20 protein-coding genes are annotated in these 16,999 nt (G+C 46.1%); 3 read left to right on the top strand and 17 right to left on the bottom strand.

Annotation, left to right across the window (positions count from 1 at the left end; genetic code table 11):
* Positions 1-24: 24 nt before the first annotated feature.
* From purH to aroQ, 11 genes are all read right to left on the bottom strand, one after another.
* Positions 25-1,581 carry a bifunctional phosphoribosylaminoimidazolecarboxamide formyltransferase/IMP cyclohydrolase gene (gene purH, locus AC1YY3_RS10155; protein WP_481824622.1) on the bottom strand — a complete coding sequence of 519 codons (1,557 nt, stop codon included), beginning with the start codon at positions 1,579-1,581 and terminating at the stop codon, positions 25-27.
* 59 nt (positions 1,582-1,640) lie between these two features.
* Positions 1,641-1,925, bottom strand: coding sequence for a helix-turn-helix domain-containing protein (locus tag AC1YY3_RS10150; protein WP_481824621.1), 285 nt, complete (start codon positions 1,923-1,925; stop codon positions 1,641-1,643).
* 23 nt (positions 1,926-1,948) lie between these two features.
* Positions 1,949-2,911, bottom strand: a complete 963-nt coding sequence (gene dusB / locus AC1YY3_RS10145; RefSeq protein ID WP_481824620.1) for a tRNA dihydrouridine synthase DusB — start codon at positions 2,909-2,911, stop codon at positions 1,949-1,951.
* Positions 2,912-2,928: 17 nt separating this feature from the next.
* Positions 2,929-3,465, bottom strand: coding sequence for a hypothetical protein (locus AC1YY3_RS10140; protein WP_481824619.1), 537 nt, complete (start codon positions 3,463-3,465; stop codon positions 2,929-2,931).
* A gap of 4 nt (positions 3,466-3,469) precedes the next feature.
* Positions 3,470-3,664 carry a heavy metal translocating P-type ATPase metal-binding domain-containing protein gene (locus AC1YY3_RS10135; RefSeq protein ID WP_481824618.1) on the bottom strand — a complete coding sequence of 65 codons (195 nt, stop codon included), beginning with the start codon at positions 3,662-3,664 and terminating at the stop codon, positions 3,470-3,472.
* A 17-nt stretch (positions 3,665-3,681) separates the two neighbouring features.
* The gene (locus AC1YY3_RS10130; RefSeq protein ID WP_481824617.1) at positions 3,682-4,878 is read right to left on the bottom strand and encodes a class I SAM-dependent rRNA methyltransferase; all 1,197 of its coding nucleotides are present in this window, start codon (positions 4,876-4,878) and stop codon (positions 3,682-3,684) included.
* 3 nt (positions 4,879-4,881) lie between these two features.
* A complete protein-coding gene (locus AC1YY3_RS10125) occupies positions 4,882-5,778 on the bottom strand; it encodes a zinc-ribbon and DUF3426 domain-containing protein (protein WP_481824616.1) in 897 nt (298 codons plus the stop codon).
* 5 nt (positions 5,779-5,783) lie between these two features.
* Complete coding sequence (gene prmA / locus AC1YY3_RS10120) at positions 5,784-6,668, bottom strand: 50S ribosomal protein L11 methyltransferase (RefSeq protein ID WP_481824615.1); 885 nt, start codon at positions 6,666-6,668, stop codon at positions 5,784-5,786.
* Between the two features lie 62 nt (positions 6,669-6,730).
* Positions 6,731-8,074, bottom strand: coding sequence for an acetyl-CoA carboxylase biotin carboxylase subunit (accC, locus tag AC1YY3_RS10115; RefSeq protein ID WP_481824614.1), 1,344 nt, complete (start codon positions 8,072-8,074; stop codon positions 6,731-6,733).
* A gap of 17 nt (positions 8,075-8,091) precedes the next feature.
* Entirely contained in the window at positions 8,092-8,532 is a 441-nt protein-coding gene (gene accB / locus AC1YY3_RS10110; protein ID WP_481824613.1) for an acetyl-CoA carboxylase biotin carboxyl carrier protein, read from the bottom strand.
* A gap of 5 nt (positions 8,533-8,537) precedes the next feature.
* Positions 8,538-9,002: a type II 3-dehydroquinate dehydratase gene (gene aroQ, locus AC1YY3_RS10105; RefSeq protein WP_481824612.1), complete on the bottom strand. Its 465-nt coding sequence runs from the start codon at positions 9,000-9,002 to the stop codon at positions 8,538-8,540.
* 349 nt (positions 9,003-9,351) lie between these two features.
* Here aroQ and AC1YY3_RS10100 point away from each other — a divergent pair, with 349 nt between their 5' ends.
* On the top strand, positions 9,352-11,853 hold the full coding sequence (locus AC1YY3_RS10100; protein ID WP_481824611.1) for a glycogen/starch/alpha-glucan phosphorylase: 2,502 nt from the start codon (positions 9,352-9,354) through the stop codon (positions 11,851-11,853).
* Between the two features lie 94 nt (positions 11,854-11,947).
* Here AC1YY3_RS10100 and AC1YY3_RS10095 read toward each other — a convergent pair whose 3' ends face one another.
* Positions 11,948-12,352 (bottom strand): DUF4332 domain-containing protein, encoded by a 405-nt coding sequence (locus AC1YY3_RS10095; RefSeq protein WP_481824610.1) that lies wholly within the window; start codon positions 12,350-12,352, stop codon positions 11,948-11,950.
* Positions 12,339-12,524 carry a hypothetical protein gene (locus AC1YY3_RS10090; RefSeq protein ID WP_481824609.1) on the bottom strand — a complete coding sequence of 62 codons (186 nt, stop codon included), beginning with the start codon at positions 12,522-12,524 and terminating at the stop codon, positions 12,339-12,341. Before AC1YY3_RS10090 ends, AC1YY3_RS10095 begins: the two co-directional genes overlap by 14 nt.
* 45 nt (positions 12,525-12,569) lie before the next feature.
* On the opposite strand from AC1YY3_RS10090, the gene hemL reads away from it, so the two are divergent.
* Positions 12,570-13,856 (top strand): glutamate-1-semialdehyde 2,1-aminomutase, encoded by a 1,287-nt coding sequence (hemL, locus tag AC1YY3_RS10085; RefSeq protein ID WP_481824608.1) that lies wholly within the window; start codon positions 12,570-12,572, stop codon positions 13,854-13,856.
* 15 nt (positions 13,857-13,871) lie between these two features.
* Entirely contained in the window at positions 13,872-15,203 is a 1,332-nt protein-coding gene (locus AC1YY3_RS10080; protein ID WP_481824607.1) for a DNA recombination protein RmuC, read from the top strand.
* A 21-nt stretch (positions 15,204-15,224) separates the two neighbouring features.
* On the opposite strand, the gene AC1YY3_RS10075 is transcribed toward AC1YY3_RS10080, so the two are convergent.
* The 4 genes from AC1YY3_RS10075 to AC1YY3_RS10060 form a co-directional block, all read right to left on the bottom strand.
* The gene (locus AC1YY3_RS10075; RefSeq protein WP_481824637.1) at positions 15,225-15,452 is read right to left on the bottom strand and encodes a sulfurtransferase TusA family protein; all 228 of its coding nucleotides are present in this window, start codon (positions 15,450-15,452) and stop codon (positions 15,225-15,227) included.
* Positions 15,449-16,492, bottom strand: a complete 1,044-nt coding sequence (locus tag AC1YY3_RS10070) for a tRNA (5-methylaminomethyl-2-thiouridylate)-methyltransferase (protein ID WP_481824606.1) — start codon at positions 16,490-16,492, stop codon at positions 15,449-15,451. The genes AC1YY3_RS10075 and AC1YY3_RS10070 overlap by 4 nt, the downstream gene beginning before the upstream one ends.
* 72 nt (positions 16,493-16,564) lie before the next feature.
* Positions 16,565-16,867: a hypothetical protein gene (locus AC1YY3_RS10065; RefSeq protein ID WP_481824605.1), complete on the bottom strand. Its 303-nt coding sequence runs from the start codon at positions 16,865-16,867 to the stop codon at positions 16,565-16,567.
* Positions 16,804-16,999: hypothetical protein (locus AC1YY3_RS10060; RefSeq protein WP_481824604.1), on the bottom strand; the 196-nt coding region annotated here is incomplete at its 5' end. The genes AC1YY3_RS10065 and AC1YY3_RS10060, both read right to left, overlap by 64 nt.

The following is a 16,999-nucleotide window of genomic DNA, read 5'->3' as shown; positions in this document are numbered from 1 at the left end:
GTGCCTTGCGCCTTTAGCCTAATTTTAATGCCTAAAATGCCGCATTCCGGTAAATACCATTGCGATATTATGTTCATTCGCCGCTGCGATAACTTCATTGTCTCGCACCGATCCACCAGGTTGGATGATGGCGGTAATGCCCGCTGCGGCGGCGGAATCAATGCCATCCCGAAACGGGAAAAATGCGTCGGAAGCCATTGCCGAACACGCTACCTGCAAGCCTTCATCAGCGGCTTTGATGCCAGCGATTTTGGCTGAATAAACGCGGCTCATCTGCCCTGCCCCGACTCCAATCGTCTGCCCATTTTTGGCATAAACAATGGCATTGGATTTGACGAACTTAGCGACTTTCCAGGCAAACAACATATCTTGTAACTCACTTTCACTGGGTTGACGGGTACTAACCACGGTCAAATCGGCGGCACTGACTTCGCCCAAATCTTTATCTTGCACCAATAAGCCGCCGCTGACCTTTTTGTAATCTAATACACCATGCTTAAGCTCAGTAAATTCACCGCATTGCAAAACGCGCAGGTTCGCTTTTTCCGCTAAAACTGTTTGTGCTGCTTTACTTATTGACGGGGAAATAATCACTTCCACAAACTGCCGTCCAATGATCTCAGTAGCCGTGTCTTTGTCCAATTCTCGATTGAAAGCAATAATGCCGCCAAAGGCGGAGGTAGGATCGGTGGTGTATGCCTTATTGTAGGCTTCTAAAAGCGTATCGCCCTCAGCAACACCACAGGGATTGGCATGTTTGACGATCACGCAGGTAGGCCGATGGGTGAATGATTTGACGCATTCCAAAGCCGCATCGGCATCGGCAATATTGTTATAGGAGAGTTCTTTGCCTTGCAGTTGCGTGGATGAACCGATAGTTCCCGATGTCGGATTAAGTTCGCCATAAAAAGCGCCTTTTTGGTGCGGATTTTCGCCGTAACGCATGGATTGCTTGTGATAAAACTGTAAATTCAGGGTTTTGGGGAATTCATCTTGAGATACCTTACCCAAATACGTAGCGATGGCAGTATCGTAATGGGCGGTATGTTGAAAGCATTTTAGTGCTAGATTAAATCGGGTTTCAATTGAAAATCCTTGTCCCGATTTTAATTCTGAAAGCGTTTTTTCATAATCAGATGGATTGACTACCACCGCCACATCACGATAATTTTTGGCTGCGGCACGGAGCATGGTAGGTCCGCCAATATCGATATTTTCGATAGCCGTTTCTAAATCACAATCGGGCTTGGCAATGGTGCTTTCAAAGGGATATAAGTTGACCACAACCAGGTCTATCGGTTGGATGCCGTTGGCTTGCATGATGTCATCGTCTACACCTCTTCTGCCCAAAATGCCACCGTGAATTTTAGGGTGCAAGGTTTTTACCCTGCCGTCCATCATTTCTGGAAAACCCGTGTAGTCAGCCACTTCAGTCACTTTGATCTGGTGTTCGGTGAGCGTTTTTGCGGTGCCGCCCGTTGACAAGATTTCTATGCCTAATGCGCTGAGTTCGCGGCAGAAATCCACAATACCGGTTTTATCGGAGACACTGACCAGTGCGCGGGTAATTTTTTTGTTCATGACAACTGATATGAGAAAGATAGAGGGGTAGGGTCAAAACTAGCGACAGCTTTGTTCTCTTAAGATAATCCGTATAAATCCATTTTTTTCCGCAGTGTGCTACGGCTTAATCCTAGTGCCTTCGCTGCTTTACTCTGATTGTGACCAGAGTGTTCCAACGCTGCTTGTAAAAGGGGTTTTTCCACTTCTCCCATTACCATCGCGTGCAAATCCACTATCTCATGACCGTTTAACTGTTCCAGATAACGCGAAACCGTCTGTTTAACATGCACACACAAAGGCGTACACAAAACTAAATGATCGTTTGCATCGATAAGTTCATTGCTTTCCACGAATGTATCCATAGTTTGCAGCACTATCGTTATTATTATAGGGTAAATGCTGACTGTATCAGCACCATCTGCTGGTTCGGTTGGGTAGCTTGGTTGATCGTTTGCTTTATGTCCTGGCTAATGAAATCCAGATGCTTGAAGTACCAACTGATATGTTTCCGAGCTATTCTAACACCAGTCACATCACCGTAGAAACTGTAAAGTTTCTCAAGATGGGCAATTAATGTCAGGTAAATTTCTTTTATCGTTGGTTTTTCAATGACTTTTCCAGCATTGATAAAGCAATCTATTTCTTTAAAAAGCCACGGATTGCCTTGTGCTGCTCGACCTATCATAATCGCATCAGCACCGGTTACAGCTAGCACAAATTGGGCTTTCTCAGCAGAATCAATATCGCCATTGGCGATAACGGGAATACTGACCGCTTGCTTGACTTGCTTGATGGTCTCGTACTCAGCCTGTCCTTCAAATTTACAGGCACGAGTCCGTCCGTGGATGGTCAGGGCGGCAATACCAGAAGCTTGTGCAATTTGGGCGATGGCTACCGCGTTACGGCTTTCAGTATCCCATCCCGTGCGGATTTTTAGCGTAACAGGAACATCGACTGCATTGACCACTGCATCCAAGATTCTTTTCACCAATTCGGCATCGCGCAAAAGAGCCGAACCTGCCGCCACCGCGCAAACTTTTTTGGCAGGGCAGCCCATGTTGATGTCAATGATTTGGGCATCACGTTGGACATTGTAAATCGCGGCATCGGCCATGTGCTTCGGGTCAGTGCCGACAATCTGCACGGAACGCAAGCCCGTTTCACCTTCATGGTCGGCTTTCAGTAATGTCTTTTTATTATCACGTAATGCCGGATTGGAAGCCACCATTTCGGAAACCGCCAAACCTGCACCGAAGTCTTTGCATATACTTCTGAACGGGCGATCACTGATTCCCGCCATCGGAGCCAATATCAAGTTATTGGGCAGGAGATAAGAGCCGATTTGCATGATTCGCTAACAAGAAATTACTTAGCTTCTTTATCGGTATCTTCATTCCAGATCGGATTATCTCGGTCTTCTGCTTCCAGCTTAACAACATCTTCTTGGTAAATATGCCAGAACGATTTGTCTATCTTGGCATTGCTGTAGCCTTCCTTTTTTTCATGGGTAAACGGACACCACCAGTTTTCGACCAGTTTGACTAAATAAGCATGCCACTCAAAAACGGCAACGCTAACGGGACAATACCACGTGCAATTCAGTATCCAATACAGCTTATATTGCGAAAGGCTAAAGCCAAAACTGGGTTCCATCGTAATCTGGTTTTTCATAGTGTAGCGATGGCTTTCCTTAGCGGGTAGATAATCCGTAAATTTTTTGACATTCTTAGCGCCGACCATCCACAAATGGAAATAAGTCATATACGCGCTGGCAAATATAAACGGTAATGTGACTATCGGTGCATAGACAAAAAACAAGCCAATTGTTCTACGCCATACAGGCATCTGACTATGATTTTTGCCTATGTCAACGCGGTTAGAACAGCTATCACATGCTTTCATTGACTTAATTTTCCTCTTTATTAGTGTTGGTTTGATGGATGTCGGATGATGGACGATTCAGGTAGATTAACTGGTAAATACTTTGGCAACCTGCACAGCAAAAAGACAGCAACTCTTTTTCGTTTTTCAGGGTAAAGCCTTTTATTTCCACAGCTAAACCGCAAAGATCGCAGTTTTTCTCATATTTTACCGTGGTCACAAAGTTGCCTCAAGGATTTATAGGCTGGCTGAGACGGTGCAAAAAAAAGTTTTCAAATAGGCTGTTTCCGGTATCGCAGGATCAATTGGGTGATCGCCGCCCTGCCCTCCGCAAGCAAAAAACGTCAGATGGCGGTCAATATGCCGTCCCGATGAACGCAATATTTCGTGCAGGTTTTCGGCACTTAAATGATACGAGCAGGATGCTGAAATCAGAATGCCATTTTTTACCAATACCTGAAGCGCAAGCTGGTTTAATCGGCGGTAGGCTTCATAACCTTGCTTGAAATCTTTTTTGCGTTTAATCAACGCCGGTGGATCAAGCACTATTATGTCATAGAGTTGTCCGTCTTGACGCGCTTGTTTGAGATAATCGAAGACATCACTGCGGACGAATTGCATGTTATTTTCAACACCATTGAGTACAGCATTTTCTGCCGCCAAGCCCAATGCGCCTTCTGAGGCATCGACACACACGACTTCCGTAGCTCCACCCAAAGCGGCAGGGATGCCCCATGCACCCGTATAGGAAAACAAATCCAATACTCGCTGGTTTTTCGCTATAGAAGCCAACTGTGCGCGGCTATTCCGGTGGTCATAAAACCAGCCAGTTTTTTGTCCACCCAAAATATCTATTTTGAACTTCGCACCGTTTTCTTCGATTATCAAAGGTTCTGGGAGTTCACCGTGAACGACGCATGATTCCAAATCCAAGCCTTCCAGTTGCCGTTGGCTGTTGTCGTTTTTCAGGACGATTGCCGTAGGAGAAAACAATTCCATCAGCGCGGTAATTAAGCTATCTTTCCGCACTTCAATACCTGCGGTTGTGATTTGCACAGACAGCACAGAACCAAAACGGTCTATCACCAAACCAGGCAAGCCATCGCTTTCGCCATAAACCAGTCGATAGTAGGGTTTGTCGAACAGTTTTTCTCGCAACACCAAAGCCGTGGCAATACGTTCCTTAAAAAAATTGACTCCGCATTTAAAGTTGCCTTTTCGTGATAGCAACCTAGCACAAATCAAACTTTGCGGATTGATGTAGGCTGTACCCATTACTTTGCCGTCACTGGCTTTTACCTGCACCAAATCACCAGCGGTAAATGGCTCAAGTGGCGAACGAACCACATCAATCTCGTTGCTGAATACCCACAAATGACCTTGTCTAAGACGCTTGTCCTCGTTTTTCTTTAAATAAATTTCGTCGTGCGCCATTAGTTAATAAATAAGGTCAAAGTTGTAGCCCCCTATAGGGGTTTTAGGCGCAGCAATAGTTAAGCTAACTGCCACTGTTGCATCAGGTGCAATAGCCAAATGCTTACCCACACCGGAGATATGGTCTTTCGGATCAAAAATCCGTTGCGCGAATATTTGTTCGTTGTAATCGAGCAAGGTCAGTTTAATATTTGGTAAGCGTTGCTTGAAGGCTGCCTGATTATTGATAACCGCCTTGAATGTTATCGTGTTATCGCCATTAGGTTTAAAAGAACCTTGTAACACAGCAAATTCATCAAGATTTTGGTAATCTGCTAAACGACAACCTAGCCACCGACACAGCTTTTCCAAAGCGGGACGATAGGAAGTATTTTGGCTCAACTTGCCACTCTCGAAATAGAGTAATTGCCCAAGTAAAAGTAGAGAACCTGCAATAAAGCCTACAAACCAGTTGACGTTAACTGGTTTTTTTTCAGCCTCCCAGGGTAATCGCTCTGGTGCAGGCTCGATTATCGCAGGGCTGCTGTTAGTGAATCTGATTTTGCTAACAATGCTGCTAATGCCCTGAATATCCCCTTCGACAGAGTTGTTCTGGGGCTGGTCGAAAGCCTCAGGAGAGCTTTGTCGAACTAACAGCGGGGGCAGTTTGCTCAGGGTTTCCGTAATGGAATGCTGGTTGATTTCAGGCATTCTTTTGGGACTAGGCTTTTGATTAAAGTCCGCTTTCGGTATGTATTCGGCTTTCGCTTCCGTGACTAATGCGGTAGATTTCTCATCCAATAATGTCAACGCATTAAACTTTTTTTTACAATCGCCACAAAATATCTGTGCTTTTTTTCCGCGTAACTGCTTTTTCGTAATCGGAAAAGTTTTTCGGCAATCAGGACATTGGGTAAACATCTTTATTAATGCTTAATGCCTGTCAATCTCACCCAATCCTCCTGTTGCACAGGCTTATTTAGCGGCAGAAAAGAATGATAAGCGTCAATAACAGAATCCGCCTGTTCAGCCAAAATGCCCGATAGAACGAGTTGACCTTTTGAAACCACCAAGTCCGTTATCAATCCGACCATTTCAATCAACGGTTTCGCCAGGATATTGGCTAAAACTACATCAGCCTTTGTATCAGCAAGCGAAAACTGCTCCGGCAGACAGCACACGATTTTATCCTGCACATTATTTTTTTGGGCATTGCTTTCAGTTGCTGTGATCGCTTGGGGATCAATATCAACTGCATAGGCGCGTTCTGCACCCAGCAATAATGCTGCAATAGCTAATATACCTGAGCCGCAACCATAATCGACCACGGTTTTGCCAGCTAACTCGTGACTCGCCAGCCATTCAAGACACAACGCTGTGGTGGGGTGCGTTCCAGTACCGAATGCTAAACCTGGATCGAGAATCAAACATACGGTATTCGCTTCGTGCTGCTCTTGCCCAGTTGGGCAAACCCAGAGCTTATCGGCAAATTTCATCGGGCGATAATGCTCCATCCAGGCACGTTCCCAAGCTTGATCTTCAATCACCTCAAACTCCCAATATTTTAGGGAATCTTGTTGAAAATGCTTAAGCGTTTGGCTTCTTATCTGTGCTGGATCGGCAGTTAACTCGTACAGCGCAATAACCCGCGTGTTCGTCCAGATTTTAGTTTCACCGATTGCCGGCTCGTAAACCGGTTCGTCCTCGGCATCCATATAAGTGACCGATACCGCACCCAAATCGCTGAAATAATCGGCGACTTTGGGCGCGGTATCTTCGTTAGTAATGACTGATATTTGATGCCAAGCCATAAGCTATCTATATAAAAAACATGGATCTTGACTGAATTGCGCGGTTTTACGAAGCATTAAAATCAGGTTATACCCAATTTCTTTTCCAAATAATGAATATTTTGCCCACCTGCCGTAAAGGCGCTGTCATTCATAATATCCTGTTGCAGCGGGATGTTGGTTTTAATGCCGTCGATGATAATTTCACTGAGTGCAGTGTTCATCCGTGCAATGGCACTTTTGCGGTCTTCACCATGCGCTATCAACTTACCTATCATGGAATCATAATACGGCGGGACTTTGTAGCCGTTGTAGATATGGGTTTCGCAACGTATGCCTGGGCCACCGGGCATGTGGAATTGGTCGATAGTGCCTGGGCAGGGCATAAAAGTCCGTGGATCCTCCGCATTCAAGCGGCACTCGATGGCATGTCCGGTAAACCTTACTTGCTCTTGCGTGAGGGACAAAGGTAAACCTGCGGCAATGCGGAGTTGCTCCTTAACAATATCAAAGCCGGTAATCATCTCAGTAACTGGGTGCTCAACTTGCACGCGGGTATTCATCTCAATGAAGAAGAACTGACCCTTCTCATACAGGAACTCGAACGTGCCGGCACCCAAATAGCCAATATCAATACAGGCCTTAGCACAGCGTTCACCAATCAGCTTGCGCTGTTCTTCGGTAATACCTGGCGCTGGCGCTTCTTCCACGACTTTCTGGTGGCGGCGCTGCATGGAGCAATCGCGTTCGCCCAAATGTATCGCATTGCCGTGGGAATCCGCCATCACTTGGAATTCGATATGGCGCGGATCTTCCAGGAATTTCTCCATGTACACCGTGCTATTGTTGAACGCGGTTCCCGCTTCCGCTTTGGTCATGGCGATAGCGTTGATGAGCGCGGCTTCGGTATGGACGGTACGCATACCACGACCGCCACCACCACCCGCTGCTTTGATGATGACCGGATAACCGATTTCATGTGCCAGTTTGAGGTTTTTCTTGGCATTATCACCGAGCGGATCGTTATTGCCTGGCACACAAGGAATGCCTGCTGCCAACATGGCATTTTTGGCGGAAATTTTGTCGCCCATCAACCGTATCGTATCAGCATTAGGTCCGATAAACACAAAGCCGCTTTGTTTTACTTTTTCGGAAAAATCGGCATTTTCTGATAAAAATCCATAACCTGGATGAATGGCTTCCGCGTCCGTTACTTCCGCTGCACTGATAATAGCGGGAATATTCAGGTAACTGTCAATGGATGCCGCAGGGCCTATGCAAACGGATTCATCAGCCAAGCGGACATGCTTTAAGTCCCTGTCAGCCTCGGAATGGACGGCAACAACCTTGATTCCCAGCTCTCTACAGGCACGCAATATACGCAGTGCAATTTCGCCACGGTTGGCGATAACTATCTTATCGAACATGATTTCCCGTCCAGATGTTATTCAATGATGAATAAGGGTTGACCATATTCGACAGGTTCAGCATTTTCCACCAAAATCTTGGTGACCGTGCCGCTTTTGTCCGCTTCGATCTGATTAAGAATCTTCATGGCTTCGATAATGCACAGGGTATCCCCTAATTTCACCGAATGGCCGACCTCTACAAAATGCTTTGTACCAGGCGAAGCAGACCGGTAAAAAGTCCCCACCATAGGCGATTTGACGATGTGTCCTGTTATTGCCTCTTCTGCTGGGGCTATTGTCACAGCCGCAACCTGACTCACTGGCGCGTGAACCTGAGCAGGTGCATAAGCGACTGGCGTAGGTGCGGCAGAATAACGGCTGATACGAATAGCTTCTTCGCCTTCCTTAATCTCCAGCTCGGCTATGCCCGATTCCTCTAAAAGTTCGATCAATTTTTTTATTTTTCTAATGTCCATCGGTTTTATTTCTCGTGTTTGTTGTTTTTTAATAAGATTATGTGTTGATGGGCGGCTTGTAAAGCCAGCTCGTAGCCAATTGCACCCAGCCCACAAATAACGCCAACTGCTATATCGGAAAGATAAGAGTGGTGTCTAAATGGCTCACGGGCGTATATGTTTGATAAATGTACTTCAATAAATGGGATTCGAGTTGCCAATAAGGCATCACGAATGGCAATACTGGTGTGGGTAAATGCCGCCGGATTGATAATGATGAAGTCAACTTGGGTGTGGTAGGCCTGATGTATCAGGTCTACCATTTCATGTTCGGCGTTATTTTGATGAAAATGTAGCTGATGGTTTAATTCTGCTGCCATTTGCCCTAAGCTTTGCCTGATGTCGGTTAATGTTTTATTACCATAAAGAGTAGGCTCGCGCAGACCTAATAAATTAAGATTGGGGCCGTTTAATACGGTAATTGTCGCCATGACCACACTACTGTCGGGTTAAAATGAATTTTAGCGGCTAATTGTGCCTACGTTCACGGATTTTGTCCAGATTTGAGCGCATATTTGGACAAATCAACTAAGCAAATAAGCAATCTCTGTCGAATTAAGTCGCAAGATGAACCTTAGCTTATGATTAAATTAGCTATTTTGTTATCTACTGCGAAAAAATGCAAAACTATAACAAGCTTTAGCCCTAACAAGGTGTGCCTTGCACCATAATGGACAGCTAATTTCATTTTAAGTCAATATGTTATAGATTTCATACTAAGGATTTTATTTACTCGCCAATCAGGGTAGTATTGTCACAACGTCATCTCTTGGAAAAAACATGCCTCACAGAAACTTCAAAAAAAGCAAACCCACCCCAACTATTTGCACACTCCCAGACTTAGGGATGGAAAAGCAGCACCTAATGGCTGATTTTCAGCGCTATTACGGTCACAGGCTCGGTCGGGATGAAAATTGTAAATCCCTGCATTATGCTTACGAAGCCTTATCATTAGCGATTAGCGACCGCTTGATAGAACGCTGGAAAAAAACCTACAACGCCTATAAAGAACAAGACTGCAAACGCGCCAATTATTTGTCCATGGAATTCCTGATGGGGCGTACGCTGAGTAATGCCATGATTAACTTAGGGTTAACGGATGTTGCCACAAAAGCCATGTATGAGCTAGGGTTGGAAATGGAAGAACTTATCGACAGCGAATTCGATGCGGGTCTGGGTAACGGCGGCTTAGGCCGTCTCGCCGCGTGCTTTATCGACAGTTGTGCCACCTTGCAGTTACCTGTTACCGGTTACGGCTTACGTTATGAATACGGTATGTTTTCACAGCTAATCATCAATGGCGAACAGGTAGAAAAGCCCGATCATTGGCTGCGGAACGGCAATATCTGGGAAATCGAACGCTTTGAATACAAACAAACCATTAAATTTGGTGGTCATACTGAAACGCATATTGATGAACGTGGTCAAAAACGGGTTTGTTGGGTTGATACCCACGACGTACTGGCAGTGCCTTACGACACGCCCATTCCCGGATACCAAAACGGCACGGTCAACACCTTGCGTTTATGGAAAGCTACGGCAACCGAAGAGTTTAATTTGCAGGAGTTCAATGAAGGCGATTATGCCGAAGCTGTCGCCGCGAAAAATAGCGCCGAAAACATCACGATGGTGTTGTATCCCAATGATGCCAGCGAAAACGGCAAGGTTTTACGTTTAAAGCAGCAATATCTATTAGCATCTGCAAGCTTACAGGATGTGCTGTCAATCTGGGTTGGGCGGCATGGCAATGACTTTACCGATTTCGCCGCAAAAAACTGCTTTCAGCTTAACGACACGCATCCCAGTATTTCGGTAGCCGAGCTGATGCGCCTACTCATGGACATACATGGACTGGATTGGGATCAAGCATGGGCAATCACCCGAAACACCATGGCTTATACCAACCACACCCTATTGCCGGAAGCCTTGGAGCGTTGGTCGGTCAACCTGTTCAAGCAGTTATTGCCACGGCTGCTAGAAATCATTTTTGAAATCAATGCTCATTTCCTTGCTGAAGTTTCCGCTCACTGGCCTGGCGACAAAGACCGTCTGGCTCGAATGTCATTGATTGAAGAAGGCTCCGAACAACAAGTCAGGATGGCATATCTGGCGATAGTCGGGAGCTATTCGGTTAACGGCGTTGCCGAATTGCATTCAAAGCTATTGCAGCAAGGGCTGTTCCACGATTTCTACGAATTGTGGCCGCAAAAATTCAATAACAAGACCAATGGTGTTACCCCAAGGCGTTGGCTGGCTTCGTGCAACCCTGAATTGGCTACTTTAATCACCGAAACCATCGGCGATGGCTGGCTGACCGACTTATCTTTGTTAAAAAACCTTGCACCTTATGCTGATGATAAGGCTTTCCGCAAGTGCTGGCAGCAAATTAAGCAAAGCGCAAAACAAAAGCTGGTTGAACTTAAGAAACAGGAACACGATGTTGACTTAGATGTTAACGCCTTGTTTGATATTCAGGTCAAACGCATCCATGAATACAAGCGCCAACTGCTGAATGTACTGCATGTCATCCATCTTTACGACCGCATTAAGCGCGGCGACACCGAAAACTGGACGAATCGTTGTGTGTTGATCGGCGGCAAGGCCGCGCCAGGTTATTTCATGGCGAAAAAAATCATCAAATTGATCAATAACGTCGGCAGTGTCATCAATAACGACCCCGATGTAGGCGACAGGCTTAAGCTGATTTTTCTCCCAAATTACCGCGTTTCGGCGATGGAAATCATCTGCCCAGGTGCTGACCTATCGGAGCAAATCTCAACTGCCGGCAAAGAAGCTTCCGGCACCGGCAACATGAAATTCATGATGAACGGTGCGCTCACCATAGGCACGCTGGACGGTGCTAACATCGAGATTCGCGAAGAGGTCGGTGACGAGAATTTCTTCCTGTTCGGTTTGACCGAAGAACAGGTTGAGGCCAGCCGCAACCATTACGATCCGGTAGCAATAATTGAGCAAGATGAAGACCTTAAGCGCGTGATGAACCTGCTCGAATGGGCGCATTTTAACCAGTTTGAGCCTGGTATTTTTGATGCATTAATTGGATCAATGAAAAGCCCACACGACCCCTGGCTAACCATCGCCGATTTCCGCAGCTTTATAGATGCACAAAAACGCGTCGAAACCGCTTATCAAGACACCGAACGTTGGACTAGAATGAGTATCCTCAACTGCGCCGCCAGTGGTAAATTCTCCACTGACCGAACAATTACCGAATACAACAATGAGATTTGGAAACTGACACCTGTCAAAGTTGATAAATAATTTATAACGCCGAGAACGCTTCAGAGCCAAGCCAGGTAATACTTGGCTCTGAAGTTAATACACTATGAGTAAAATCAATTTGTTAAGTGTTCCATTAATGCTGAACAACTCTTGGCAAAGTCTTCGCTTCGGCTATCCAAGCGGTCACTTGGCTTAATGACGGCGTGGTTTTCGCCAGATGTTTTTCGTCATTGATTTGCGCCATCGCTTTTTGGAGATTTTCGGCATTGCGTTGTGCCAATTCGGGTACGGTGTCTACGCCTGCGGCTTCCAAGAGTTCCGAGAATTGTCCGGCAACACCCTTGATGCGGAACAAGTCAGCGTGATTTACCCAGGTCAAGATCAATTTGGAACTAATGCCTGTCTGTGTAGACAGTTCGTCACGACCTTTGACCGTTGCACCGGATTCAAGTAGTTTTTCTACCGTGTTAATACCAGCAGCCTTAATCTTCTCGGCATATTGCGAACCGATGCCTTCAATATCTTCAATTTGTGCCATTAGCACCTCCTAATTTGGTAAGATGTTGGTTCAAATAGCCTGAATGGTCGCTCCATTCTGCTACGACCAATATTAACATCAGTTTAGCCGCTAAGTCGCCATAAAATGAATTCAGCCACTTGATGTAAACCATCCTAGAGTAAATAGGGATTAGCGTTTTTATCGCATTCAAGCTACTTTATCCAGTAAATTACCGATCAGTTAAAGCCAATAAATCATGACCATAACAGCAGAAGCATTATTTTCAGCAGCAAAAAACGTAATTCCCGGCGGGGTCAATTCACCCGTCCGTTCTTTTAGTGGCGTTGGCGGCACGCCGGTATTCATCGACCATGCCCAAGGCGCTTATATCTACGACAGCACGGGCAAGCGCTATATTGACTACGTAGGCTCATGGGGACCAATGATCTTGGGTCATGCCCATCCCGAAGTGATTGCGGCAGTTAAAACCGCCGCCGAAAAAGGCTTAAGTTTCGGCGCACCCACGGAAATTGAAACCCTGTTGGCTCAAAAGGTTTGCGAGTTAGTGCCGTCGATCAATCTCGTCCGTATGGTCAGTTCTGGCACGGAAGCCACGATGAGCGCGATTCGCTTGGCGCGTGGTTACACCGGGCGGGATAAAATCGTCAAATTTGAAGGTTGCTATCACGGACATTCTGATTCCTTGCTGGTGAAAGCCGGGTCTGGCGCGTTAACGCTAGGCGTACCGAGTTCACCTGGCGTTTCTGCTTCCGTCGCGGAAAGCACGATTACACTCACTTACAATGATTGCGATGAGGTAATAAAGGTATTTGCCGAAATAGGCGAACAAATCGCCTGTATCATCGTTGAACCCGTGGCTGGCAACATGAATTGCGTACCACCAGCCCCTGGATTTCTTCAAACCCTGCGGGAAATTTGCGACGAATACCATAGCGTATTGATTTTTGACGAGGTCATGACTGGATTTCGCGTGTCATTGTCCGGCTCACAAGGGCTTTATGGCATCAAGCCCGATTTGACTACGCTCGGTAAAGTCCTGGGTGGTGGAATGCCGGTCGGGGCGTTTGGCGGACAACGTAAAATAATGGAATATCTCGCACCTTTAGGTCCGGTTTACCAAGCCGGAACGCTTTCTGGCAATCCCGTCGCAATGGCGGCTGGACTGAAAACACTGGAATTGATTACCGCGCCCGGTTTTTATGAGGCACTAACCGCAAAAACCGAAAAACTCACGTCTGGTTTGAAAGAACGCGCTAATAAGGCTGGAATTGCGTTCACCACTAATAGCGTGGGCGGCATGTTCGGCCTGTTTTTCAGTAATGAAGAAAAGATCAGCAGCTTTGCCCAAGTGATGGCTTGCGATCAGGTCTTATTCAAACGCTTTTTTCATGCGATGTTGGCAGAAGGCGTTTATCTCGCACCTTCCGCATTCGAGGCAGGATTTGTCTCAGCCGCGCATTCTGATGAAGACCTGGAACAAACGCTGGCGATTGCCGAAAAAGTGTTTTCCCAGTTAACGTAAAAAGGATCAGTTCGATTGACCATCACGGAGTTCATTAACAACCTGCCACCCTGGATAATCGCACTCGTCGGCATAATCGTCGGCGCAGTGCTGATGCGGCTTTTCAGCCACAAAGATAAGGTCATCATCCAGCAACTGTCGATCAATATTGCCGTTTCCGAAGAAAAAATCAAATATCTGCAAAATGCAGAATCCGAATTGAAGCTGTATCAACAACTGTTGACAACTGCCAAAACCAAAAACGCGGAGCTGCAAACCCGTAGTGCGGAACAGGAAAAAAGTGCTTACGAAAAATTAAAATTATTACAAGATGCTGAAATCCAGCTAAAAACACAGTTTGAAAATCTGGCGGGCAAGATTTTTGAAGACCGCAGCAAGCAGTTTGCCGAGCAAAATAAAACCAGCCTCGATCATATCGTCACACCACTTAGGGAGCAACTGGGCGAATTCAAGCAACGGATCGAGACCGTTTACGACAACGAAAACAAAGACAGGATTACGCTTCGAGAGGAAATCGTCTCACTGCGACGCGATACCGCCAAAATGAACCAGGAAGCACTAAACCTCACCCGCGCCCTGAAAGGCGACAAAAAAACCCAAGGCAATTGGGGTGAGATGATCCTGGAAAAAGTGCTGGAGCGCTCAGGACTACGCAAAGGCATTGAATACGAAACCCAGGGCGCATTCCGCGACGAGGATAACCGCTTGTTTAAGCCCGATGTCATCATCCATTTGCCCGACAACAAGGATGTCATTATCGACTCCAAAGTCTCGTTATTGGCTTATGAACGCTATTGTTCAGCCGAAGACGACCAAGAACGCTTGATCGCATTAAGGCAACATACCGCCGCAGTGCGAGACCACATTAAAAGCCTGAGCGACAAGGATTATTCCGGCTTGCATGGCATCAAATCGCTGGATTTTGTACTGTTGTTCATACCGATAGAATCCGCTTTTGTCGCCGCATTCCAAGCCGATGAACGCTTATTTACCGATGCGTTCGAACATAAAATCATCGTCGTCACGCCAACAACCTTGCTGGCAACCTTACGAACGATTGAAAATATCTGGCGTTACGAACGGCAAAATGAAAACGCCAGAGCAATCGCCGAAAAAGCCGGCATCGTTTACGACAAGATACGCGGATTTGTGGAAGAACTCGACAAGCTGGGCAAACAACTCAGCACTGTCCATACCACTTATGATGGTGTGATGAACAAGCTGACCCAAGGCAACGGCAACCTTATCCGCCAAGCCAGCAGCTTTGTGGATTTGGGCGTAAAAGTGAAGAAATCCTTCCCTAAAAGCATCAGCGATAGAGCAGGAATTGAGACGGATGAAGAATAAACCATACTGAGATGTGTTCGCTTATTTTCCCACTTCCATAACAATAGTATATTCGTGGTCAGCGGAACTGGTTTCCAGCACCTTATGCCCATTAATCCGACACCAAGCAGGGATGTCCTGCATCACGCCAGGATCGGTGCAGATGACTTCCAGTTGGTCGCCGGGTTGCAGTTGTTTGACTTTATCCTGGGTGCGAATCACGGGCAACGGACATAACAAACGCCGCGCATTCAGCACTTCGCGGATCATATTAGCCATTCCTTCGGCATTTCACCTATCGCTAGGGGTTTGACCTGAATTGTCCGTTCCGAACCGTCTTTCTCCATGATCGCCATATCGACCTGTTCCGCATCACGACCTTGTCCGTAACGGGCGACAATGCTGGCGGCTAGATATAAGTCTTCGGCGGAAGGTGAGCCATCCAGCAACGTCAATGGCCCAGTATGGCTGGTACAGTACATACTGACGTAGTCCCGTTTGTAACCTTGCATAAAGCGACCTTCACCTTCTTCCCTGGCGACTATCAGTTTAAAATGCGGCTTGGGGCGGATGTGCCTGCCAACTTTTAACAGCATGACATCATCCAGTTCGTAATCCCTGCTGTCCCGTGCTTTCCACAGATCGACCAGCTTTGCCGAATAGCTTTTATCGGTGAGAAAGCAGCACCCTCCCGCTGGTTGGGAATACTCATCATAACCGAATTTTTTAGCCATGCTGATTTGCGGTTTGCGGGAACGTCCTGTTATGGAATGCAACTTTTCTCGATCAATCCAGCCTTCCCTTTCGGGCAGTGTTGCAGGTAAGTTAAGCGCACACAGGGGACGTAACAGCAAATCGTCAGCGCCCGATTGCTCGGATATGATGGGCATAGTCCATTTACGCTGGGACATCGGCCTTTGTCCGATGACTTCACCCGTGATAATGAAATCAAAATTGTTTTCGACAATCCACTGCTTGGCCTTACCCACCATAAAAATCTTGCAATCCAGGCACGGGTTCATGTTCGCGCCGTAGCCGTGCTTGGGATTAATCAGGACTTTCTTATATTCTTCAATGACATCGACGATGTGCAACTTGATACCTAATTGCTCGGCAACCCACAAAGAATTATTGCGTTTCGGTTTAGCTTTATCCTTTTCACGAATGGCATGGGTATGGCCTTCCACACAGAATCCGGTGAAAAAGTTGATGCCTTCTACGTGAATGCCTTGCTCCATGATGGTTTTCGCCGCCAGCATGGAATCGAGGCCGCCAGAGATGAGGGCGATGGCTTTGCGTTGTTGGTTCATTGATTAAATTGCGTAGGGTGCGCTCGGCGCACCTTTCAAGGGTAAATGATGTACAAAAAGTATTTTATGTGGCTATCCATTTAAAAAATTAAGTTCTGGAAAGAATTTTGTAAATACCTCATTATTTGGAATAGTATTTATTAATTCCTTCATAAACTCATATTTTTTATCCTTTTTACCTTCAGATTCAGCAAATTTATTAAATACCTCTGAGCCATCTACATAGTCGATGATATCAAAAGGTGAAGTTCCGTTTTCCAGGGCAATTTGGACTGGTTTAATAGAAGGCTTTGACCTTACATTTATACCGTTTATGAAAATTTTAAGCTGACTATCCCAATCTTGATTTTTATATAAGTTGAGACCTTTGCACAAACAGCAGAAACTCCGGCTGACTGGTCAAAAGCCGATTTTTTTGAATTGGCATTCACCTTAATGGGCGGTATTCGGCTGAAATACGCATTTATCTCGCCATTTTTCATAAACCCTTGGCTATTTTTCGCGGTT

Source organism: Methyloglobulus sp. (genome assembly GCF_964779595.1).
The sequence above is the reverse complement of the archived record's forward strand: the minus strand, read 5'-3'. Positions and strand labels throughout refer to the sequence as shown.